A 24,882-nucleotide genomic window follows, 5' to 3' on the forward strand; every position below is an offset into this window, starting at 1 on the left:
GGGGATAATTTTATCCCCTTTAATTTATTTCGCCACTTCCGCAATTTTGTCTTCTACATACTGCTGCATCGTAGCTAAACCTTCATCTAAATCTAGTTCACCATAAGCAATATCTGTACAATAGACATCTAGTGCTTCTAAAACATAAGAGAAATAAACATAGTCAAAGATATATAGTGTGTCTTCTTCTTCTGGTGTTGATGTAAAGAAAGATTGTGGATATTTTTTATAATCATCGCTTTCTAAAACATCTTTACTGGCAACGATTTGTCCAGCTTTAGCCCATTCAATCGAGTTAGTACGAACAAACTCCAAGAATTTTGCGATAACTTCCTTTTTTTCTTCTGTTCTAGACTCACTCTTCAGCATGCCAAACATATGAGAAGCTGCTCGGTTGGTTGCGATGTCATCTGAAGTCGAATAAATATTTGTTACACCCCAATTTAGCCCATCAACGGCATCGTGAGCGGTGGAAGTCCAAGTACCATCTGTTGATAAGAGTACGTTTCCGCCTTGGAACATCAAATAGCCATCTTCTCCATAAGGAGTCATTAAACCTGCATCTGTTAACGCTTTTATTTTTTCCAATGCTTCTTTCATTTCCGGCGTATTCACCGTCGGGTTCCCAGCATCGTCAGAAATCGCGCCGCCTAAGTTACGGATTTGTGCTAAGATAACCCAAGAAAGCAAAGCATTATTAACAACATAATCGCCTTCATCCATTTTTCCTGCTAAAGACATCATTTCATCAAACGTCACGATGTTGTCGTCTAACCAAGAAGTGACATTGTATTTTTCTAAAAGATCTTGATTGTAATACATTGCACTGGCATGGATATCTAATGGGATCGTATATTGAGTATCGCCGATTTTTCCTGCATCCCAAGCAGTATCTAAATAATTGCTCTCTTCTAACTCTGGTTGATACGAAATCAAAGGCTCAACTGTATCAAGAATGCCTGAATTAACAAACTCCTCAACTTTATAAGAATGCATTAGTGTCAAATCAGGGATACCATTTTTAGAGCTAACAACTGTACTTAATTTTGTATACATATCCGAAGTAATCACATGATTTATTTTGTAATCTGAATCAGATTGTTCATTAAATTCATCTACAATCTTATCCATATAGGCACCGTCATCACCAGTGAGTGGGGACCAAAAATTGATTGTATATTTTTCTTTTTCTAAAGCGCGGTACCTGTTAAACCCAACGAGAGCAACTGCAACTACTGCAACCAATGCGCCAATAATAATAAGTTTCTTTTTCATGATTTACCCTCTTTCATTGAAATTGAATTGTAATCTTTGAAGCCAATAGCCCTATCCTCCTCGTCAACACTAGTTAAACAATCATGTATAATTTAATTACTTATATTCAGCGTTTGCAAACACTTTCAATTTACAACTAAATAATAACTTTATTTGTAATCGCTGTCAACAATATTTTAATTAAACAACTCTAAATAATATATCTATTAATTAATATATATATTAATAGTAACTACTATAAATAATACTATTTACACAAATTAACAAATATGTTAACATTCAAGTAAATCATTTATAACTATAATGGGGGTGAAATGATGCAATTAGAAATCAATCAAGAAGCATTGCCCGTCTATGAGGCGTTAGCTAGTAATGTACGGATCAAAATCATTCAACTACTTGCAAGAAACAAAATGAATGTGAAAGAAATCGCACAAGAATTAGGATTAAGCAGTGCTATCGTCACGATGCATATCAAAAAACTAGAAGAAGCAAAAATTATCAAGACAGAACGTGTCGGTCAGCGAAAGATATCTAGTCTGAGAGTCGATCATATCGATATCAATTTTCCAGAAAAAATCTTTAATGCATTCGATACGAGAGAAACGTCAATTCCAATTGGTCATTATACAAATTATTCGGTTGAACCCACTTGTGGATTAGCCACGCTTGCTGGTTTTATCGGTCCAGTAGATGAACCTAAATTTTTTATGGACCCCAATCGAATGGATGCTCGCATCCTCTGGTTTACGAAAGGGTTTGTTGAGTACCAGTCACCTAATTTTCTTTCTCTAGATGAGAAACTAGAGATGATGGAGATTTCCATGGAGATTTCTTCTGAATTCCCTTTTTCTAATAATAATTGGCCGTCTGACATTACCTTTAGCTTAAATGGCATCGAGCTTGGAACTTGGACAAGTCCCGGTGACTTCGCCGATATTCGCGGCAAGTATACGCCAGATTGGTATCCTGATAACTTAAATCAATATGGGTTATTGAAGACGATTCGAATCATGGATCATGGGACTTATATGGAAGGAGAACCTTTATCAGACGTCACGATCAAGGATATTCCTGCTTATGAAGATACTTGGCATTTAAGAGTCGAGGTAAAAGAAGAGGCTGAAAATATGGGCGGTTGTACATTGTTTGGCAAAGGGTTTGGAAATTACGATCAAGACATCAAAATCAAAATGTTTTACAGCTAAACGTTTTTAGGAATCACAGGCACACTCTCTCATCATTTTTGATGTGCGGTAAAAGATTCCTTCGCTGAAAATAAGACAAAAAAGACCATCTCGCTCGATATTAGAGTTAGATAGTCTTTTTTGATTATAAAACTTAATCTATTTCTTCAAATGATAACTGTAAGTTCCTACGACAATGTTTTCACGCCATGATAAACGGAATCTTAGACGCAGACTTGTTTGGTTGTGTAAAATATTTTGCCAGCGACGACGTGGCACGAACTGTGGAATGATAACTGTCGTCGTATAATTGTGTTTCGTTGCGTTTTTGCTGACTAGATCTACATAACGAATGATTGGATTTTCAATTGAACGATAAGAAGAATGCACTACAGAAAAACGGACATCCGGGAAATTTTGTTTGAACTCTTGTTCGATTTCTTTTTCCTTCTTGACATCTTCATCTAAAGATACGTGCATTGCAACTACATAATCTCCGATGGATTGTGCATAATTCAAAGCCCCGATATTTACACGGGTCACATTTCCTACTAATACAATAACGGTATTGCCATCATATTTGTGGAGTGCCACTTCTTTTTCCAAACGTAGCTGCTCAGCGACTTTCTTATAATGATCATGGATCTTATAAAAGACAAACAGTAGGATTGGCATGATGATAAAGAATGGCCAGATGTCACCTAGACGAAAAACAAACAAGATCGCAATGATCGCAAAAGAAATCAACGCTCCGACGATGTTGGCCAATGATTTCAAGAACCATCCTTTACCAGCTTTCTTCCATCGAACTACCATTCCTGTTTGTGAGAGCGCAAAGGGAATGAACACGCCAATCGAATAAAGTGGAATCAACCGTTCCGTCGATCCTTGGAAAATGAACAATAGAACGATCGAACCTGCTGCCAGCGTAATGATCCCATTAGAATAACCCAAGCGGTCTCCCCGATCTTGATACATATGAGGCATATACTTATCTTTCGCTAAGTTATAGGCTAACACTGGGAATGCGGAGAATCCAGTATTCGCTGCAACTGCTAAAATCAAAGCCGTTGCGAACTGCAGAACGTAATACATGAATCCGTGACCGAAGATCGCAGCTCCGATTTGCGAAAGGACCGTTACTTCTGCTTCTGGAACGATTCCATACCAATAGTTGATGAATGTAATCCCCACAAAGAAGAAACCTAGGATCGCAGCCATGATCGTCAATGTTGCAGCTGCATTTTTTGCTCGCGGCTTTTTGAAAAACGGCACGGCATTACTGATTGCTTCTACCCCTGTCAATGAAGAAGAACCAGAAGAAAAAGCGCGTAAGATCAATGCGACAGAAACCCCTGGCACAACAGCACCTGGTAAGGCTGTGGCATTTAATGGCTGTACCCCAGTGATAATATTAAATAATCCTACAAGAATCAAGATCGTGATCACAGCGATAAAGGTGTATACAGGAACCATCAAGAAACTCGCAGATTCTCGTAGCCCCCGTAAGTTCATCATCATGATCAGTAAAACAATAGTGATCGAGATACCCACCTGATGCCCATATAGAGCGGGTACGGCAGAAGTAATCGCTTCTGCCCCAGCCGATACCGAAACGGCAACAGTCAGCATGTAGTCGATCAATAAAGAGCCGCCAGCAATCAAACCTGCATTCTTGCCCAAATTCTCACTACTAACGACATACGCCCCACCACCATGAGGGTACGCATGAATGATTTGACGATAGGATAAGGTCAATGAAATCAACAAGATAATAACGAATGCGGCGATCGGTAGTGAATACCAGATAGCAGCAGCTGACAAAGCAACTAAGACAACAACGATTTGTTCGGTCCCATAAGCAATCGATGACAATGCATCCGAAGATAACAAAGCCAACGCGGCTTTCCTTGTCAATTTTTGTTCATCATTCTCCGCGGATTTCAATGGACGTCCGACCAACAAACGTTTCAAATATTCCACTTTCTTACACTCCTTTTTTCATGAAAAAGATCATAATTGCACATACAAAATTTCTTTGATAATTACTGAATTAACAAGACTGTATGCTACTCCTGAAACCGACAAAAGTCAATGAAAATGGCATGAAAAATTTGAACAAACTCCCTCTTCTTTTTATCAGAATTCGCAAGAAGATTCAAGAAAAGCAGATAGAACATCGTGCCCTATCTGCTCTTGATTTTTTAATGGAAAAAATGACTCTTTTTCGAGACATTATTTAGTTTCTTAGTTACATCTGTTAGATAAGGATAAGCCCATGTTCCTATGATGCCAAATACAATAAACAACAGTGACAAAATAATCAACTGAGGAATGGCGTTTGGCCAATAGATCCCGCCGGCTGATTCCCTTAACAGATTGACTGCATGGGTGAATGGTAACAGCGGATTAATAAATTGGAAAAATTTACCAGAGACTTGGATCGGATAATTTCCGCCCCCACCAGAAATCGATAGAACAAGGATAATGATCGCGATCCCTTTCCCGACATTGCCAAACAGTCCGGCTAAGACGTAGACGATCATCATAAATGCTAGTCCAACGAGTAATGCGAACAAGACGCTGTATACCGGATTATGAACATCTACTCCTAATAAGAACATATTTCCTAGTGTAACGATCAAGCTTTGCGCAATGGCCATAGTTAGGAAAGTCAGCATTCGAGCAACGAATGTTTCTCGTTGCGTAAAGCGTTCTTTATCTTTCTTCTCTAAATGATACTCTGTTGTAGCCACACTTGACAACAATAACGCCCCGACCCATAAACACAACGCTGTATAGAATGGAGTGCTGGCAGAACCATTGTTGGCAATCGGATAGATGTCATTTGTTTGCAATTCAACTGGTTGTTTGAAGAAATCCGCTTCTTTAGTTGCATCAAGCTTCAACAACTTGATGATCTCGCCTAGATCAACTTCACTTTCACCTTTGCGAATCGCATTGGCTGCCTTATGAATGCCTGTTTTGATATTTGGCCAATCATTATTGATCAAATCAACTGCCGCATTCAATGCTTTTTCTACATCTGGCAGTTTCTCATCAACCATGTTCATGGTCGAAGTGATTTCAGCTTTGATGGTTGGCCAGTCATTTTGTAAGAAACCAGCCGCAATCCCTAACTTATCTTCAACGATTGGCAGTTCATTGTTGTAAAGATCGGCCCCTTTGTTGATGGCTGCGACGATCTCATCCATGTGACCATTGAGCATCGTATTGGCATCATGCAACTCTTGCTTAATAGCAGGTAATTCTTTTTGATACTTTTCTAAGATACTGATAGCATTGCTGACCACATTTTTGGTTGATGCCAATAAAGACTTGAAGTCAATGGCTTGCGCTTTTTTCAATACATCTTGAGCTGTGGTGATGGTGGTGATCAAATCACTTAGAATTTTTTCTATTGTTTTAGTAATTGAAGGAACATCAATGGATCCCAAAAGTCCATCAATTTCTTTTGCAGCTCCTGTTATCTCACTTAAATATTGTTTTACTCCTTTAATATCACCATCTTGAACTGCTTTTCTTGCTCTCGCTAGTAAATCAGATAGATTTGTTAATTTGATTTTGACCTCATTTAAATGTGTAATAATATTTTGAATTTGCGTATTTTCTGTTGAGCCTTCAATTCTATTTAAAAATGTAATCAAAGAATCTAACATACTTTGTTGTTGTTGGATGCTCTGTTGAAAACCATCAATCGTTTTGAGGATAGACTCACGGTCATTAGCTAACTGTTCTTCATCTAATGCCTCATTCAACGCTTCTGACCAACTTGCGGTTGAAGACGCAACTTGACGAACGGCTTCAATCGTTACTTGAACACTATTAGAAATACTTGGTAGCGCATCTTGTAACTGTTGGGCACCTTCTTTCGTCGCTGAGGCAAAGTCTGTTGCTTGGTCCCCTAATTGTTGGATTTCTGGCAATGCGGTTTGTACTTGATCAATGATTTGCAGTCCTTGTTTAGCTGTATCAATACCATCTGTCATTGTACTAGCAATAGAATCAAAATCATCATCGATCATTTTTAATTGCTTGCCGGCATTTTGGATCTCAGGGATCTTTTTCTGCAATGTCAGAATGACACTAGCTTGTTTTTTTAATTCTGGCAGCTTGTCATTCAATGCGATCAGTTTATCCCCCATTTCATCGACCTGAGGAATATAATCCGTAAATTCTTCGGCTTTGGCGATTTTGTCTTTGATTTCCGGGAACTTGTCATGCAAATCAACAATTTGCTTCGTGTAACTATCAATGGTGTCAAGATTGCCATCGGTCTCTAAAATCATATTTTTGACTTTATTGATACTAACTAGATTTGAATCAATATCATACCCGATTTCGTTGAACACTTTGACTAATGTAGAACTAGCAGTTTCAATAAAGTTCTTTGAGATCTGTTCTTGGAGACTGCTTGCTCCCTTGTCAGTAATCTTAGGTGCGATAGCATTGATTTTTTGGTTACTGTAGTATTCAATTTTCGGTTTAACGATCGTACCGCTGGTAAAACTGACCAGATCTTTTGAAAAATCAGCAGGCAAGTAAATTCCCGCGTAATATTTACCTGATTTGACCCCTTCCACTAATTCTTTTTTAGAATCTAGAAAATGCCAACCTAACTGTTTATTTTCATGTAAAGAGTCGATCACTTCATTCCCAATCGATAGCTCTTTCCCTTGGAATTCTGCGCCTTTATCCGCGCTGTAAACCGCAATGGGCAGTTCACTAGTGTTTCCATATGGATCCCATAATGCTTTGATATTGAACCACGCATAAAGCGAGGGCAAAATCATCAAAGCAATGATCAAAAAAGCGGAAATCGGATTACTAAAAATTCGTTTCCAGTCTAATTTGTATAAATAAAACACGTTTTTGATTTTGTTCATTTTCTTTCCCCCACTTTTCTTCGTCGAAGGATAATTTACCACGTTTTTTGTACGCCGCCAATGGGAATGATTCCCTTGATATCAGCCTTTTGACAAAAAGTACCATTTGTCAAAATGAAACCCCTTTACTTTTCGCGTAATTTCCCTTATTGTTAATCTTTTCTTTAACTTTAACACGACTGCTTTTGGCAGACGAACAATTTGTTTGCTAAAAGCAATCATAAAAAAAGCACCATTGACCGTTTCCCTTGATACGATCAATGGTGCCTGTTCTAGTTTGTCAACTGCTCAGTGGCCAATAGTTGATAAACGTACTCAAGAGAAGTCGTTTCGGCATAAAGGTTCAAACCTGCTTTTTCATCAGCTGAAAAATGATGAGTGAAACTTTGATCCGGTATCAACACCACTTGAATTCCTGCCCGAGTTGCCGCGGTAGCTCCTGGCAATGAGTCTTCCATAACTAAAGCTGATTCAGAGGTTCGTGCTGCTTTTTTCAATGTCAGCAAATAGGGAGCCGGATCTGGTTTGTGTGCTGGGACATCGTCACCAAATGTCTTGAAATCAAATGCATTCTGCAATTCAAAATGATCCAGTAGTTTTTCACCTCGAAAAGCCATCGAAGAAGTGGCTAATGCTGTCTTTAACCCTTTTTCTCGTGCCAGAGCCAATGTCTCACGAGCAAATGGTTTTGGCTGCAAGTTTCCATTGAGCAATTGGTCTTCAATGTACCCTTCTCGTTCTTGCCGAAGTTCCTCCACACGTTGAAGACCACCAACTTTTTTCGCTAGTAAGGTTGCTGTCTGTTGCCAACTTTGCCCACGCCAAGCAACGATATCTGCTGATGTGATCGGTAGATGGTACTTTTCAAAAAGTGCCAACCAGCCTTCATGATAGACTCTTTCCGTATCTAGCAGCAATCCGTCCAAATCAAAAATCAATAATTCTTTCATAGACTCTTTACTCCTTCTCTCCTTCATACTCAAGCAGTTTCAATATAAGTATTTTAATCAAGACATTTGACGATTCTTTTCGGCAGCTGCATGAACAGCCTTCATCACCGCAGCACGAAAGCCATTTTCTTCCAGTGTTTTTACGGCTTGAATGGTCGTACCACCAGGAGAACTGACATTGTCTTTCAATACACCAGGATGTTCTTTGGTCTCCAGCACCATCTTCGCAGCGCCTAAAACTGCCTGAGCAGCAAATTCATAGGCCATTTGGCGGGTCATTCCTTCGGCGACTGCGCCATCGGCCAATGCTTCAATGAACAGATAGGTATATGCTGGGGAAGAACCGCTGACCCCAATCACAGCATCGATCATGGATTCAGGCACTTGAGCTGCTTTTCCCATGCTTTCAAATAATTTTTGGATTTCTGCAGCTTCCTCTACGGTCACATGCGGATTGTTACTGATAGACGTCATCCCTTCTCCGACTAGTGCCGGAGTATTCGGCATCACTCGAACGATCTTGCGCTGACCCAAAACTTCTTCCATCTGCGCAATCGTAACGCCTGCTGCGATCGATACAACTAACTGTTGTTCATTTAATTGCGCTTTTAGATCCTCCAATAATTTAGGAAACACAAACGGTTTGACAGCTAAAATCAAAATGGAAGCAGCTGCGGCTTCAGAAAGTTCTAATGTAGGGGTGATCCCTAAATCTTGTTCCAACTGTTTAAGTGTCGGTTCATACCGATGATTGTAGACTAAAATTTCCTTTGGTTGATATAGTTCCGATTGGATCAATCCTTTGATAATTGCTTTTGCCATATTTCCGGCCCCGATAAAGGCGATGGTTTTCATAACACTCACTCCTTCTAACATTTATGATCCTATGTTCGCTGTTTCTTGTAAAAAAAGCCTAATCAAGAGATTAGGCTTCAAACTCGATCACATAAGGATGCAATGCTGTATTATAGATGCCCTCTGTATATTCTACCACTTCTCCATGCAGATCATAAGAGCGACGGACGCGCTTTAAAGCGGAAATCTCTGGTGTGATCAGAAATTTTTGTTGTTCCTCATTCAACGTCAGTCCTGCAAATGAATCTTCAAAGGTATCGATCACCATCCGATGTTCATCTAAAATACGGTACAGTGATTTTTCTTCCAATTCTTCCATGGCAAGGCCTTTTAACAATTTGGGCAAATGATATTCATAATAAATAAATGGTTGATGGTCAAAATAGTACATGCGCCGCAAACGCATGACTTCTCTGCCCATCAAAGCAGAAGCTGGATGATCTTCTGCGAGCTCGACTAGGTTAAAATCAAGATTTTTCTTGGTATATTCTTTGCCGGTTTTTTCTAATAACTGGCTGAAAGTTGTCCCTTTAGACAACTTGTTATAAGGTCGATTACTTAAAACCGTGGTCCCGCGTCCACTGCGCTTTTCGACATATTCATCTGCTGCTAATAGCTCGATTGCTTTGCGTACCGTGATTTTACTCACATTGAAGGCTGCTTCTAATTCGGTTTCTGTCGGTAGAAAAGAACCAACAGGATAGTGTCCGGACATGATGTCTTCTTTGATTTTATCTGCCACATCACGATATAAAATATGTTTACGCTTCATTTCTTTCCTCGCCTTTCCAGTCATTGATTCTCTCTCAAAAAGAGGACTTGCACGTTACTCATCAAAACCCGGCACTTCTTCGGCTGCTGCTTCGATCAGCACCTTCCGAGGCTTACTGCCTTCTGAAGGACCTACGACCCCTTGGTCTTCCAATTCGTCAACAAGACGGGCTGCCCGATTGTAGCCAATCCGAAAGCGGCGTTGTAATAAAGAGACACTTGCCGTCTGCATTTCGATCACCAATGCTTTGGCATCATCAAATAGTCCATCCTGTGGTTGACCACTGCTGGTACTTGCCGTATCTTCTTCGGTAACCATCATTTTCTCTTCGTAATTCGCTCCCTGCTGCTCGGTAACAAACGACACGACCCGTTCTACTTCGTGGTCTGAGATAAAGGCTCCTTGCACCCGGATTGGTTTATTCTCACCCATAGGCAAGTACAACATATCGCCTCGTCCAAGAAGTTTTTCCGCGCCGTTGCTGTCAATGATTGTCCGGGAATCGACCCCGCTGGAAACGGCGAACGCCATTCTTGAAGGTACGTTGGCTTTGATGATTCCTGTGATGACATCCACACTAGGACGTTGTGTCGCCAAGATCATATGGATCCCTGCAGCCCGCGCCATTTGAGCTAGACGAATGATCGCATCTTCTACTTCATTACTTGCGACCATCATCAAGTCAGCCAATTCATCAACAATGACAACGATGAATGGCAAGATTGGTCGGTTTTCACCATCTTCTAAATTTTTATTGATCACTAGTTCATTGTATCCTGTGATATTTCTAACTCCTGTCGCAGCGAACTTCTCATACCGTTCTTCCATCTCTTTAACCACTTTTTGCAACGCTTGCGCTGCTTTCCGAGGGTTCGTCACTACCGGAGTCAATAGATGAGGAATGCCATTATAGACATTCAATTCAACCATTTTCGGATCGATCATCATCAATTTGACTTCGTGGGGTTTTGCCCGCATCAAAATACTTGTGATGATACCGTTGATTGCAACGGATTTCCCACTACCAGTAGATCCTGCAATCAGTAAGTGAGGCATTTTCGTTAGATCGGCCGTTTGGACACGGCCAGAAATATCTCTACCCAAAGGGACTTCTAACAACTTATCGGGATGATCCGGCTGTGCTTCAATCACCTCTCGGAAGGAAACCATGCTGACAGCACTGTTAGGCACCTCGATCCCAATCAGTGATTTCCCAGGAATCGGTGCTTCCATCCGTACATCTTTAGCAGCTAGCGCCAGTGCGATGTCATCTGTTAAGCCAACGATTTTGCTGACTTTGACTCCGACTGCTGGCTGTACTTCAAATTTAGTTACTGCTGGTCCTAAACTAGCTTTTACCACCTTGGCATCGACGCCAAAGCTTTGGAAAGTCTTTTCTAAAACACCAATGTTTTGTTCGATTTTTTTGTACTCGCTGCTTTGATCGGTTGCAGGGATCGAGTCCAACAATTCAGCGGACGGCAACTCATAGTCGCGATTTTCTGCTTCTTCGGAAATTTCAAATTCCAATACTTCGCCATCATCTTCCATTTCTTCAACACTTTCTTTTTTCTCCTGTGCCGAAGCCGGAGAGGATGATGCAGCTGGCGGTGTTTTGGGCAATTCTTGAAAATGATCGATTGGCACAAAACTTAACTGCTCTGGTTCGATTTCCGACAAATCTGGTTCTGATTGGGCTGCTCGCTCTTCTTCCGTGAAGGGACGGACTTGATTCTTTTCTTTGATCTCAGCCAAAACAGCAGAACGCTCTGCTTCTTTTTTCGCTGCTTTTTCAGCAGCTTTTTGCGCTTTTCGTTCTTCGCGGGCTGCTTGTTTTTCAGGTGATCCTTCCAACCATTGCTGAACCTTTTCACCAGCGTGCTGCAGATGCTCCAGCAACTCGTGACTGCTCATCTTACTGAACAAAAAGCCCCCGATCATGATCATCAAGACAGCTAAAATGTAACTGCCGATCTGGGATACAAGGAAATAGGTTCCGCGATAGAAGAATGCGCCGACCATGCCTCCTCCCACATTTTGTGAAACTTGACTGCGGCGAATATCATCCAGCAATGTCGACCAAGTCGTCTGCAAGACATTCGGCGATTCATTCATGACATTATTGAATAAATGCGCATGCAGGATCACTAAGATCCCCAAATAGATCAGCACACAGCCAACCACTCGACGTAAACTCGTAAAACGAGCTTCTGTGGTCTTGATTGCCAACCATCCCCCGTAAACGGCCAATGCGAGACAAAGCACTTGATACGTATTGCCTCCAATGATACGAAAGCCGTTAGCGATCAGCGTTCCTAAAAAGCCTAAGTGGAAAAAACCAAAGATCGAAAACAAGATGAAAAGCAAGCCGATGCCGACTAGAATCAGTTTCTCTTGTTGTTTTTGTTGTTTTTTTGTTTTGCGTTTCTTCGCGCGTTTTTTTTGCGCCATTCTTATCCCTCTTTTCGTCTCTACCTATTATAACGAAAAAAGAAGGCGAACAAAAGTTTTCCTGTCAGAAAGTTTACTACTAGAAATAAAAGATCCCACTAATGAAAAAAAGACCGCTCCATAAATCCATCAAACAAAGACGATCTAAAGGAGAAAAGACAAGAAATGCTTCTTAAAAATCTCTTTAGTAAGACTACAGTTAAGCTACCTTGCACCTGTTCATCAATCGCTTCATGCCAGGTAGCTACTGTGATCGTTTTTGTTGTGGCTTATGTCGCCGTCAATCGTTTTTCATTTATTCAGGAGAAACATCTTCTCCAAACCATTTTTCGGAAATCTCAGCAAATGTGCCATTTTCTTGCAGTTTCTTTAATCCCTCATTGATTTTATCCGCCAATGCTTGATCGTCTTTTCGTACTCCTACTGCAAAATTTTCGGCTTTGAAGGGACTTTCAATAACATTGTAATCGTCCGCTTTTTTCGTCTGAGTCAAATAGTACTCCGCGTAGACCCGATCGATCAAAAGACCATCGATCCGACCATTTTCCAAATCGATAAACGCTTCGTTGAAACTAGCATATAAAGTTGCTTCATTATCGGCGACAATGTCTTTCAATACTTCTGGTTGATTGTTGAAGGTATCATAGCCAGAGGATCCTTCTTGTGCCCCTAGAACTTTGTCTTTCATTGCATCAAATGAAGTGATGTTGCTGTCTTTGGCAGTTACTAGAACCTGCTTGTTTTCCATATAAGTATCGCTGAATAATACTTTCTTTTCCCGGGCTTCTGTTTTTGTGTAGCCATTCCAAATCATATCGATTGTACCATTATCTAATTCTGTTTCTTTCATCGACCAGTCGATTGCTTGGAATTTGACTTTGGTTCCTGTTAAATCAAAAACGGCTTTTGCTAGGTCAACATCGAAACCAACGATGTCCCCTTGGTCATCTTGAAAGCCCATCGGTACAAAGGTATCGTCCAACCCAACGATGACTTCCTCTTTGTCTGCAGCACTTTCTGCTTTCTCGCTACTATTGCCACATGCAGCAAAAAGTAATAAGCTGGCTCCGGCTAACAACGTTAATCCAATTTTTTTCATTTTTCTTCCTCCTTAGTTCCCTTCAACTTCTAATAATTGATCGGCAATATTTTTTGCAAAAACCAGATCATGGGTAACCACGATCTGAGTAACGCCCTCTTTTTTCAAATCTAAGATCAGTTTTTCGACTTGCTGGCGCAGACCTGGATCTAATGCACTCGTAGGTTCATCATACGCCAATACTTTCGGATCCATCGCCATCGCCCGCGCAATCGCTACCCGTTGGCGTTGCCCTCCTGAAAGTTGGTAAGGATATTGCGTTAAAAGTTCAGATAATCCCAACTGTTTAGCCAAAGCAACAGCTTTTTCGGTATAGCTAGCTTTGTCTTGTTTCAATACCATTTTTGGTGCCAGTGTGATGTTATCGAATACCGACAAATGCGGAAATAGCTGAAAGTCTTGAAAAACGACACCGACTACTTGTTCTTGTTTTTTCGTATCCGTGGGATCAAAAGGTTGTCCATCTAGTAAAAAAGTTCCTGAATCGATGGTCTCCAATCCAGCCAGGGTACGCAGCAGGGTTGTTTTTCCACCGCCAGAAGGTCCGACTACCGCTAGGATGCTGCCTTCTTCAATTGTCAGGTCTAAGCGATCGATAACCTGCTTGTCGCCAAATGCTTTTGATACTTGTTTCAGTTCTAACATGTTCCTACGCCTCCTAACGGTAATAATCGAGTTTTGTTTCTAACTGTTTCAAAATCAGTGTAAAAATACCAGTCATCATTAAGTAAATCAGCGCAACGCCCAGTAATGGTACCAACGTGCTGTCTCGTTCCATTGCGATTTTACCGATACGCATAACATCCGACAAACCTAAAATATAGACAAGCGAAGTATCTTTTACTAAATTGATCACTTCGTTCCCTACTGAAGGAAGCGTGATCTTGACTACTTGCGGAATGATAATCTTGCGAATCGTCTGTAAAGGTGCTAGGCGCAGAACTTTTGCTGCTTCGTATTGCCCTGCAGGGATTGATTGGATCCCTCCCCGAAAAATCTCGGCATAATAAGCGGCATAATTGATAATAAAGGCAATCAGTGCTGCTTCAAACCGATCAAAGACAATGTTCAGGATCGGCAGACCATAAAACACAAAGATCAGTTGTAACAGTAAAGGCGTTCCTCGCATCAGCCAGACATACACTTGCACGATTGCTTTCAAGATCCGTAGTCGACTAGCAAGAATAAAAGCCAAGATGATCCCTAATGGAATCGATCCTATTAACGTTAATCCAAACAATTTGATTGTGATCCCTGCCCCAGAAAGCAGTTGCGGCATCACACTTACTAAATAATCGATCATTTCTTTTTGCCTCCTTGATTTTGCGGCAATGACTGCTTGCTTGATTTACAATCACCAAGCACCATCTTGCCGTGTTTCCACTTGATTAAAATCATTAAAATGAAAGGCGCCCAACAAAAAACGCCCTCCGGCCTAATGCCAGAGGACGTTTAATACGTGGTTCCACCTCAATTTGTTTTTCCTTCACAGAAAAAACCTCATGCAGTCAGTTGATGGATTTGCTGATACCGCCATTAAATAAAAAAAGTCCTTTAGCCATTACAGCTAAAGGACGTTATCAACGCGGTTCCACCTTTGTTTATCAGTGCTTCACAGCAACTGATCTCAGAAAGTCATCAAACAATGACTGCTGCTATAACGGGCACTCCCGGTCTTTCCTACTCGGTTCAGAAAAACGACTCCAAGATGTGGTTCACAAGTCCTTGTTGTCTCTTCTCACCAGCCAGAGACTCTCTTAAAACGAAGAAACCTTGCTACTCTTCTTTTCGATGTCTGTTTCATTAAGTTGTTTATTACTTTATACGCAAACTGAAAAAAAGTCAAATACTTTTTTTCAGTTTTTTGATCGGAAAATTCATTTTCACAAAATAAGAGACGAATAGAAACATTCTATCCGCCCTAAATGCATTTTAGACTTCGTAATGATCAGTACAACTTTGTATTCCCTCTATGGTACTTTCAGTTGAACATGATAGCGATAGCGGTCCCCACGATAATAAATTTCAGCATATTCAACTAAGCGATTTTTGTGGTCTTTAGTCAGACGCTCGACATATAAAAGTGGTGTATTCATTTCAATTTTTAATAAGTTGGAGAGTTCTTCATCAGACACAACTGACTCAATGGTTTCTTGTGCTGTTGTTACTATAAAACCTTGACTACGCATAATTTGATAAAGTGATGCATGTTTGTCAGCAAGATCTTTTTCTTTTAGCTCAATGTATGATGGACAATATACTCGTTGAAATCCAATACATTGATCATCCACGTAGCGAAGGCGTTCGTGTTTGCTGACCTCCGCTCCTTTTGGCAAATCTAACTTACTACACAACACCTCATTTGCTTCCAAAGATGTATTTAAAGAAATTAACTCTGAATGATTGGACTGCAGTTTATTTTCTTCCGAAAAACTTAGAAGGGTTTGTAATTGCAGTAATTCTTTCGTACTGAGTACAATTGTACCTACACCATGAATTCTTTTGATAAAACCTTCATCTACTAAAAGTTGCAAGGCATGACGAACTGTAATACGGCTTACTCCGTATTTTTCTTGAAGTTCCGGTTCAGTCAAAAAAGGTTGCCCAACTGGATATTTTCCTTCATTGATTTCTTTTTTCAGCTCTTCATAAATCGAGAGATATTTTACCTTTGGACTTATCATTTTCATTCACCACATTTGCTAAAGATTCAGCCAAACTAGTTAAATCGTAGCTATTCGCTGATTGAACATCACGAAACAGTGGCGTAAAACGTTCATCATCTGGATCAATCAATGCCCCAACCATGGATCCTACAATTGTCGCAATCGTATCAGTGTCGTATCCTACATTCACTGCATCTATGATCGCATTAAAAGGATCTTGTTTGTTTAGGGCGATAATTCCAAACGCACACGGAACTGCTTCTGAGATATGGAGCCCACTACCGATGATTTGAGCTAGTCGCTGTAGTTTTTCTTCATGGGTACCAGATTCATTAACTATAGTATACGCTAGTTTCATGCGTTCAACAACGCTGGGACCGCCAACTTCTCGGGAATAAACTTTGCCTAATTCTTCTCCCCGACAAGCGCCATAAATCCCTATTGCTACTAATTGGTCCACAGTTGCATGGTCACACAAAGAGGCTGACACTGCTGCCGCAACTGCAGCTGCTCCAGAAATAGCCAGTGCATTATCATGAGTTACTTGCGTTATAATCAACGCTTCTTGAATAGCTTTTTCAATATCTCCTGGGTTTAATATCCCTGCAGGTGCGATTTTCATTGCAGCTCCGTTCGTAGCTTTTGAAGCATAGTCTACAGCCATAGCTCCCGGTAAAGGCGCCATTTTTTGATCAGGATTTTTATACATTGCAATCGCACTTCGCGTAGTTGGACCTGCAAATCGATCGAAGTACCATGTATTTTCTGACCATTTCAAGATGGCTGTCTTCACTGTTTCAGAATCAATTACTCCTCTATTTTCTATAATACTGTGACACAACGTATAAATTTGCGAAAAATCATCTGTGACTTGTCCAGCTTCATTCCCTAATGCAAAAGCACCTTCCTCTGGTTTTAAAAAGGTAGAAACTTTGCCATTGAACTTTGTTCTAATTTGATCAAAAGTAAGATTTTCTGTTGCAGCTCCCATAGCATCTGCAATAGCTGCTGCCCCCAATGTACCTTGAATTTTTATTTGTAAACTCATATAAACTATCTCCATTCTCTTATTCTTTATTTCATTTCAGCTTCTGGGTCTTTTATACCTAAAATGATTGTTAGGATCATTCCACCAAAAAATGCAATCACCAAACCCACAATGTACGCCCAAAGTGTAGGACCCGCAAAAGCTGGAATGGTGGTTAATCCTCCAAATACAAAGGCGTTACCAATAACATTAAATGCACCCATAAAAGCTCCACCCATTGCAGCACCAAGACAGCCAGCAATCAACGGTGTTTTAAATTTTACTCCTAGACCGTAAATAGCAGGCTCTACAATTCCAGATAAAAAGACAGAAGTAATTGCAGTCAAAGAAAAGTTCCTTAATTTGGTATTTTTTGATCGTAAGAAAACTGCAAATGCTGCTCCTGCCATCCCAAAGTTTGCAGTTGCGCCATACGCAATGAATGGTGAGTGACCTGTGCTAGCGATTTCCGGAATAATAACCATGGTATTTGGTGCCCAATGAACACCAAACATGATCAAAATATTCCAAATGCCACCTGTAATTGCCCCTGTAATAATCTGATTGATTCCTGCTAAATAATTTACAAATCCAGCAATACCAATACTAATATAGTTACCTAAGGGACCAAAAATACTGGCAGTTACAGGCACTAACACAAACAAAAGAACGGTTGGTATCAAAATCATATGCAAACTATTCGGAATTGTTTTTTTCATGAAATGTTCCATTTTCGATTGTACCCATGTTGTAAAAATTGCGGGCAGAATCTGCGAAGTGTAGTTAAAGACTGGAACTGGTAAACCAAAGAAAGAAATCGTATTGCCCCCGTCCCCTTGGATCAAATTAATAAAGTCTGGCATAATCAATGCACCAGCGACTGCAATGGCAATATAAGGACTCGTTTTAAATCGGTTTGCTGCAGTTACCGAAACTAGTAACGGTAAGAAGTAGAAGACAGATGTTGCAGCAAGTGTCAACATCAAATTTGTCGAGCTATCCGTAGATAAAATTCCGACCTCATTTGCAAGAATTGTAAATCCTCGAAGAAGACCCGATCCGGCTAATAAAGGTAATAAAGGCGAGAAAATACTCACTACGAGTTGAACAAACTCATTTATTAAGCTCTTTTTTGTCTGGACTTTAGAATTTTTTTCATTGGTCGTCTCATTATTTTCTCTATTCAATACTTTTAAGAAGTCTTCATAAACTTCCCCTACATTCGTTCCAATAATTATTTGATACCCGGAATCTTTATTGACTACTCCTGTCACACCATCCAATAATTCTATTTTTTCACTTTGAACTAACTCACGTTTCTTCAGACTTGGGCGTAATCTTGTTGCACAGTGAGTAATTGACTCAATATTTTCTGTTCCGCCTAGATACTCTAGAATCTGCTGGGCTAACCTTTCATTTTTCATGATAAATCCCCTTTCTATAATGAATTAGCAAGTCGTTATGACGTCATATCAACATCTAAAATATACCCCTAACGCCCTTGAGTGTAAACGATTACAAAAGAAATATATCCAAAGATTTATTTATCACTCATAAATCTGCTTTCAAGATTTAGCTTTTTTGAACACGTTCTATTGAAACTATTTTTTAACACTTTAGTTAAAAAGAGGATAGAAAGAAACTCCCTGTGATCTCTGTTCTAAGACGTCTTATTCTAATCATATTATAATCTGTTTTAATCAAAGTAAACATTAACTATAAAACTTTGAACTGTAAGAAGATGTATAAAGTCCACCAAAGTAGTTTCATTTAGAAAAATTTATCAAGTATATCTATTATTCAACTATCTCATTTCTAATTTTATTATAAATTAATGAGTTTGTATCAGACACCCAAGGAAGACTCTCTCGTCAAATCTAAAAATAAAAGGATGAATTTGAAAATTTATTGAGTTACCCTTTATTAGATGATACACTTTTTAAAAAGGAGTTTTAGCAATGAAAAAAATCTGTTGGATTTTTTCTATCAATGTTCGGGGTATGGCACCATTCGGTTACAGCACAACAATGAATCTTAGACAAGCAAAATCATTTCAAGAAAAAATCAAGACACTCTTACCAGCAGAAATTGAGACTCAATTTATTAGTTATGATATTTCAAGTAATGATATTCCTGCTGCAGATTTACTTGTTTTTAATGATATGGATTCAAACTATCTAAGCGAAGAAATAAAAAAACAAGGCATTGCTGTTTCTTTTAAAGATATGGTTTCCGGAAATACTACAGTTATCAGAAAAACAATTCTGAACGCCCTAAATTTAGGCGGAATTTGAACAGTTTTTCTGCTTGTAACAATAACGACACCCCTCTCATACTAATGAATATGAGAAGAGGTGTCGTTATGTATTATTTATCTTTCGTCCTATCTAAAATAAAGCAAGTAATAATTGATCTAAGCGCCTAGATAGGTCTCTACTAATAAGAACACTGATTATTTGATATCTTATCAATATTCATAACGGGGAGAATGAAGAGCATAAAACTAGATAGCTTTTTCTTTATTCGTTAGTTATCGTTCTATCTGCTTTTAATCCAAACGTAACACTTTCAAAAAATTACATTTATTGTTTTTCGAACTATATTGTATGCATTTCTTCAATATCAAGTAATGACGTACGATTATGTTGTTCTATTTCTGATGCTCCCCCCTATAACAGATGTTACTGCACTTAAATCTAGTATAGCAACTGAAGGTTTAACACCAATCCTAAATTTTTTCCATAACTCTTCTTTGATTGTATGGTAAGCCTACCATGATGCTCCACAATCAAAAAAATAGTATCTTTTTGCACTATATATGTATCAAATCACTATGTTATAGTTTACTTAAGGAGGGAGAAAATGAAAAAAATAGTACTAAAAAATAAAAAACTGCTTGTTACGCATGTGATTATTTGCGCAATCGCTGCGCTTATTCAGGTTGGCGTTGCACTTGTTTATAGCCTTATCACAGAAGTTGCTATGTCAGGAAATATACAAAAGCTTATGGTTGTTGGCTTATTCGCCTTCTTTTATATCTTATTAAACACCATGAGCGACTTTGTCCCCAGACGCAGTAAATCTATCTTGGTCCACTCAATAACGGATCAGCTGAGAGTCGGCCTCTCGCAAAAGATAGTCCGAATGGATCCAGAAAAGTTTTTAAAAAGCGAAAAAAATTATTACCTTTCAAAGCTAGCCAATGAAATAAAAGTTATTGAGCAAGAATTTTTGAAACCTGGATTTGGATTGGTTTTAAGCATCTTTACCTTTATTTTTTCACTTCTTTTCTCTTTAAGACTTAGTGCTTCCTTTTCAATTGTCATGCTATTGCTAGCCTTTAGCCCCTTGTTAGCTCCTTATTTTGCCAAAAAAATTCTTGGAACTCGTCGTAAAGCGGCGGTCGAGGCACAAGATCATACACTCAGTTTATTTGAACAACTTCTTTCTGGCTATCTGACACTAAGAGTAGGCAGAGGATTCCCGAAATATGCTACACGTTTTTCTGAAAGTAGCGAGCGACTGAAAAAGCAAAATATTCATTTTGAATCGTTACAAGGACTTACCTACGCGATTTCTTTTGGTCTTGGCGACCTTGCCTACTCTGGAACGTGGATTATTGGTGGTTTTTTTGTTGCAGCAAAAATAATAACCCTTCCTAACCTCATTGCTATGACTACCTTAATGAGTACGATTGCCGGTCCATTGGAATATTTCAGCACCTCGATTACCGATATTTTATCCAGTAAGAAAGTCGCTGATGATCTTATATCTTTTATCGATAGTACAGATGATGATGAAATGACTCGATCAATCATTCTTGAAAGTCCCATCACAACTTTGTCGATTGCTAACTTAAGCTATAGTTATGGTACCCGTACATTAATCAATGAATTAAGCTATCAATTTGAAAGAGGGAAAAAGTATGCAATTACAGGTGCGAGTGGCAGCGGTAAATCCACGCTATTGAATATTTTAGCAGGCATTTATTCTGTCGGTGACCGTCAACTATTTATCAATGAACAAGAGATGAATCAAATTTCTAGAGATTCCTTGTATCAAAAAGTCTCACTTGTCCAACAAAAGACCGCTATTTTTCAGACCAGTATTGCTTCTAATCTCTCTGTTTTTAATGATTTTGAACTTGAAAGAGTTGTTGATGCATTAAATAAGAGTGGCTTGGCCAATCGCTTTAACTACGAGAAATTATTAGAAGACCAAGAAAACAAATGGATAAATTTTCTTTCAGGAGGGGAATTAAGGAGAATCGAAATCGCTCGCGCTGTCTTTAAAAATTCCGATATCATTCTATTGGATGAACCGACTTCTGGGCTCGATAGTGGAAATGAGCTGATTATCAAAGATTTGATCAACTCTTTCAATGATAAGATAATTATCGTAGTTACTCATTCAACTAGTCCTGATTTTCTAGACTCTTTTGACGAGCTGATTCACTTAGATGCTTTACCCCTCAAAAAACAAAACGATCCCTTTATTCGCTTGTCTTTATGAGTCCCTCCTTGAACTTGTTAGAAAAAGAACTGAACCTAGTAAAATGTTCTTTGTCATACTACTAATGACAAAGAACATTTGAGGGTTATTGTTTGAGGCTCATTGACTTCCTACTAAAATAAAATTTCATCAGATTAAAAAATTCTTCTTACTCTATGTTAACAAAATATTCTGCTATTAAATTAGTTATAGAGCGCGACACTTTACAATCACCGTTACTCTAAGCCTTTCTTTAGTTCTCGCATTCGCTGCATCCATCCTACGTCTTCTACAGTAACTATTACTTAATAACAAAAGAACGATACTTGGAATAGGCTATTTGATCGATAATAGTAAAAATTTTCTTTATCTCTAAATCTGCGCCGATTGCCGTTACTTGATAGAACTGACTGTAATTGTTCCCTAATGCGGGAAGGTAGGCATTAGAGATCAATAAATCAAATGGTTCATCACTTGTATAGGGTAGGAGAACAACGTCTTGTTTCCCTTTCAACTCATTTTCTAATAAGTAAATAGAGGCATCTGCCAAAATACTAGAGCCCATATTTAAGACCGCTATTCTCACTTGATACTCCTCTTTAGGAGACAGCATGTAAATTAAGAACACTAATCTTTTTTTCAAATACTTTAATTTCGTGTGGTTGAACAATTTAGTCGGTTCAATAATATTTTCTATTATGTCTAAGACAAACTGATTTCTAAACGAATTGTTAAACAAGTTATGGTAATAATTCAAAGTGACTTTATCGATCGAATAATTGACCCCATGAAAATAATAAACTTGGGCGATGAGAGAAAAGACACTGGATTTAATGGTTGAATTTGACTTTAGTTTATAAATCGACTGGATCGCGGCCATTATTTCATCGGTTATCTCAAAGACGGGATTTTTGCTAGTATATAATCCTAGTCGAATTTCCTCATAGGGGATCCCACCAACTGTAATTAAAAATAAGCAGATAAAATAGGTGACGATTGTCGCTTCATCTGATGAACAAATATATTTTTTTGAAAAATAACTATGCCGAATGTATTTAAAAACTGGCATATCTAGACAGCGATTGATCTTTATTTGCTCATCTTGGCCTACTTCGCTGTCTTTTGACTCTGGCGTTAAACCAGTGACTTCTTCAACAGTTGGCTTATCTGCAGTGTAGTGCTCAATTTCTGGACTAGTCACCGCATCAAAGGTTGTGTCATCGTCTTTGGCTTGCCACTCACCATACGTTGTTTCCTCTGTGGCTTCATTGGTGGTGACTGTTCGGGTGAAAGTGACTGTATCCACCTTGTCTGGGGCGGCTTCTGTACCGTCTTCATACAGATAATGGATCGTTTGTTGCACTTCTTTGGTCTCGGTTGATTCCACCATGTTTGCCTTGTAAGTAACCGTTACTTCGCTGTCTTTCGATTCTGCTGTCAAGTCAACCATTTCTGCCACACCTTTTTTATCTGGCGTGTAGTTGGCTATTTCTGGACTGACCACCGCATCAAAAGTGGTGTCATTGTCTTTGGCTTCCCAATCACCATAGGAGGTTTCACCGGTTGCTTCATTAATGGTGACTGTTCGTATAAATTCTATTGTATCCACATGATCCGGCGCGGCTTCTGATCCGTCTTCATACAAATAATGGATTATCCGTGCGATTATTTTACTTTCCTCTCTCGTTTCTATTTTAGGGCTGTAAACATACGTGACTGTTTGGGGATTTTTGCTAACGATTCCTGTCTCATCACCTTGCACTTCTTTCAAGATATATCCAGGGATATCTTTCGGAGTAATCGTATATGAATCGCCTATATTGCCACCAGTCATTATACTTGGAGGAAGTAATTCTTTCCCCTCTTCATCGATATAATTCACTGTGATTGGTGCCCCTTCAATATACCTTGGCTGCCATACATAGGTATCAGCCATAGTCGCTCCATCATAATTCAATACCAGTTCCTTAGACAGGAATACCTGATCACCATAAGGAGCGTCTATCGTACCTGATCCAACATTTTGCCAATAACCGGTATAATAGCTTGAACTAAATCCAATCATTCCACTTGGATTTGTCAAATTAACTGGGTACTCATTACCTGGCCAATTGTTCCAGCCGACAAAGCTGAATTTTTCCCCTAGTCGTATTTCTTTTAGATATCGTGCATTTGCTAGAAATTGATTCATTCCAGCCCCTAAGGCTTTGATTACATTGGTACTATCAAAATTTGATAAATCTAAACTAGTCCCTCTAAAGCCATAAAACATGCTGTTCATTGTTGTGGCTTGACTTGTATCAAGCAAATGTAGATTCACGATTTCATCCAACTCTGAAGGCACTTTTCCATAATGGCCAGTGCTTTCAAATAGTCCAGGAACATCTGCTGGAAGAACAACAGGGGCAGTGAGAACTACTTTTCTAATAGTCATGTTTGATGAAACTTCTGCTATTGGAATCACTTGATCTACCGTTGTAGTAAGCGTGCCTTCTCCTACAGTTAGAACTCCCTCAATATCAAGGGTTGCTGGAGCAGTCCCCCACATTCCACTCCAAAGGATATTGTCTGCAAGAGCAGCCTTCTTTTCTTCAGTTGCTGCTGTACTGTCTGTCGACGCTTCTGAACTATTTTTCTCTGCATCTTCTTCAGATTCCGTTTTAGTTGCTGCAAATTCTTCTGCTGTCGCTTGCTCTTCAGATTCTATTGCTTCTGACTCTGTTCCTACAGTTTCCTCGACTACTTTTTCTACTTCTTGCTGTTCAGGCAACAACTCCCCCGCAGTAAGCATTGTTTCTTCTGCTGCTGTAGTGCTAATTGATGCAGCTGATGCAGGAATACTAAAAAGTGCTTGTGTAAAAATCGGGCTGCCTAATATAAATACAGAGGAACTGACAAGAATACGTGATACGATTTCTTGCTTCTTCGATCTTCTCATTATTTTTCCTTCTTTCTATCTAAGTGAATGAACACAGTCTCGTTCTATCCAATGCAAAAAAGCTGTCAACTGACAACTACTTCAGACATATTTTAATACTCCTGTTGTCCTCATTCCTTAAGTATGTATTATCACATGGCTCTGAGTAGCGAACACGACAACATCTGCTCTAAAAAAGACAAGATTCGTCCTGTTTAAAAAAAATAATTAAAATCCTTTGGAAATTATGACAAAAAAGAAAATAATCACATTCATATCAGTATT

General features: G+C 39.2%; 17 protein-coding genes and 1 other annotated feature. Of the genes, 3 read left to right on the top strand and 14 right to left on the bottom strand.

The features are described from left to right. Positions 1-24: 24 nt before the first annotated feature. Entirely contained in the window at positions 25-1,275 is a 1,251-nt protein-coding gene (locus tag IGJ45_RS14040) for an extracellular solute-binding protein (protein ID WP_003128228.1), read from the bottom strand. 317 nt (positions 1,276-1,592) lie between these two features. On the opposite strand from IGJ45_RS14040, the gene IGJ45_RS14045 reads away from it, so the two are divergent. Further along, positions 1,593-2,483: an ArsR/SmtB family transcription factor gene (locus tag IGJ45_RS14045; protein ID WP_003128227.1), complete on the top strand. Its 891-nt coding sequence runs from the start codon at positions 1,593-1,595 to the stop codon at positions 2,481-2,483. A 138-nt stretch (positions 2,484-2,621) separates the two neighbouring features. Here the strand turns inward: IGJ45_RS14045 and IGJ45_RS14050 are convergent, their stop codons facing one another. The 12 genes from IGJ45_RS14050 to IGJ45_RS14105 all read right to left on the bottom strand — a co-directional run bounded on the left by IGJ45_RS14050 (position 2,622) and on the right by IGJ45_RS14105 (position 18,613). After that, positions 2,622-4,445, bottom strand: a complete 1,824-nt coding sequence (locus tag IGJ45_RS14050) for an APC family permease (RefSeq protein WP_003128226.1) — start codon at positions 4,443-4,445, stop codon at positions 2,622-2,624. Between the two features lie 221 nt (positions 4,446-4,666). Then, a complete protein-coding gene (locus tag IGJ45_RS14055) occupies positions 4,667-7,369 on the bottom strand; it encodes a YhgE/Pip domain-containing protein (protein WP_029486323.1) in 2,703 nt (900 codons plus the stop codon). Between the two features lie 272 nt (positions 7,370-7,641). Beyond that, positions 7,642-8,319, bottom strand: a complete 678-nt coding sequence (locus IGJ45_RS14060) for an HAD family hydrolase (RefSeq protein ID WP_029486321.1) — start codon at positions 8,317-8,319, stop codon at positions 7,642-7,644. Positions 8,320-8,376: 57 nt separating this feature from the next. Then, positions 8,377-9,174 carry a pyrroline-5-carboxylate reductase gene (proC, locus tag IGJ45_RS14065; protein ID WP_021150536.1) on the bottom strand — a complete coding sequence of 266 codons (798 nt, stop codon included), beginning with the start codon at positions 9,172-9,174 and terminating at the stop codon, positions 8,377-8,379. Between the two features lie 70 nt (positions 9,175-9,244). After that, positions 9,245-9,946: a GntR family transcriptional regulator gene (locus tag IGJ45_RS14070; RefSeq protein WP_003128220.1), complete on the bottom strand. Its 702-nt coding sequence runs from the start codon at positions 9,944-9,946 to the stop codon at positions 9,245-9,247. Positions 9,947-10,000: 54 nt separating this feature from the next. Beyond that, positions 10,001-12,397 (bottom strand): DNA translocase FtsK, encoded by a 2,397-nt coding sequence (locus IGJ45_RS14075; protein WP_096710908.1) that lies wholly within the window; start codon positions 12,395-12,397, stop codon positions 10,001-10,003. Positions 12,398-12,692: 295 nt separating this feature from the next. Further along, entirely contained in the window at positions 12,693-13,496 is an 804-nt protein-coding gene (locus tag IGJ45_RS14080) for an amino acid ABC transporter substrate-binding protein (RefSeq protein ID WP_003128218.1), read from the bottom strand. A 12-nt stretch (positions 13,497-13,508) separates the two neighbouring features. Next, positions 13,509-14,141: an amino acid ABC transporter ATP-binding protein gene (locus tag IGJ45_RS14085; protein ID WP_021150538.1), complete on the bottom strand. Its 633-nt coding sequence runs from the start codon at positions 14,139-14,141 to the stop codon at positions 13,509-13,511. Between the two features lie 13 nt (positions 14,142-14,154). Beyond that, complete coding sequence (locus IGJ45_RS14090; protein ID WP_003128216.1) at positions 14,155-14,799, bottom strand: amino acid ABC transporter permease; 645 nt, start codon at positions 14,797-14,799, stop codon at positions 14,155-14,157. Positions 14,800-15,063: 264 nt separating this feature from the next. Then, positions 15,064-15,297 (bottom strand) — a binding site (T-box leader). A 169-nt stretch (positions 15,298-15,466) separates the two neighbouring features. Beyond that, entirely contained in the window at positions 15,467-16,186 is a 720-nt protein-coding gene (locus IGJ45_RS14095) for a GntR family transcriptional regulator (protein ID WP_225585883.1), read from the bottom strand. Beyond that, positions 16,143-17,210 carry an ADP-ribosylglycohydrolase family protein gene (locus IGJ45_RS14100; protein ID WP_029486318.1) on the bottom strand — a complete coding sequence of 356 codons (1,068 nt, stop codon included), beginning with the start codon at positions 17,208-17,210 and terminating at the stop codon, positions 16,143-16,145. The genes IGJ45_RS14095 and IGJ45_RS14100 overlap by 44 nt, the downstream gene beginning before the upstream one ends. A gap of 26 nt (positions 17,211-17,236) precedes the next feature. Continuing rightward, on the bottom strand, positions 17,237-18,613 hold the full coding sequence (locus tag IGJ45_RS14105) for a PTS transporter subunit EIIC (protein ID WP_003128212.1): 1,377 nt from the start codon (positions 18,611-18,613) through the stop codon (positions 17,237-17,239). A gap of 534 nt (positions 18,614-19,147) precedes the next feature. Here IGJ45_RS14105 and IGJ45_RS14110 point away from each other — a divergent pair. Then, positions 19,148-19,483: a hypothetical protein gene (locus IGJ45_RS14110; RefSeq protein ID WP_003128211.1), complete on the top strand. Its 336-nt coding sequence runs from the start codon at positions 19,148-19,150 to the stop codon at positions 19,481-19,483. A 568-nt stretch (positions 19,484-20,051) separates the two neighbouring features. Then, positions 20,052-21,701: an ATP-binding cassette domain-containing protein gene (locus tag IGJ45_RS14115; protein ID WP_029486316.1), complete on the top strand. Its 1,650-nt coding sequence runs from the start codon at positions 20,052-20,054 to the stop codon at positions 21,699-21,701. Between the two features lie 280 nt (positions 21,702-21,981). On the opposite strand, the gene IGJ45_RS14120 is transcribed toward IGJ45_RS14115, so the two are convergent. Further along, entirely contained in the window at positions 21,982-24,618 is a 2,637-nt protein-coding gene (locus IGJ45_RS14120; RefSeq protein ID WP_257007635.1) for a mucin-binding protein, read from the bottom strand. Between the last annotated feature and the right edge of the window lie 264 nt (positions 24,619-24,882).

This window comes from Enterococcus sp. DIV0574, assembly GCF_051711125.1.
Classification (GTDB): Bacteria; Bacillota; Bacilli; order Lactobacillales; family Enterococcaceae; genus Enterococcus_D; species Enterococcus_D gallinarum.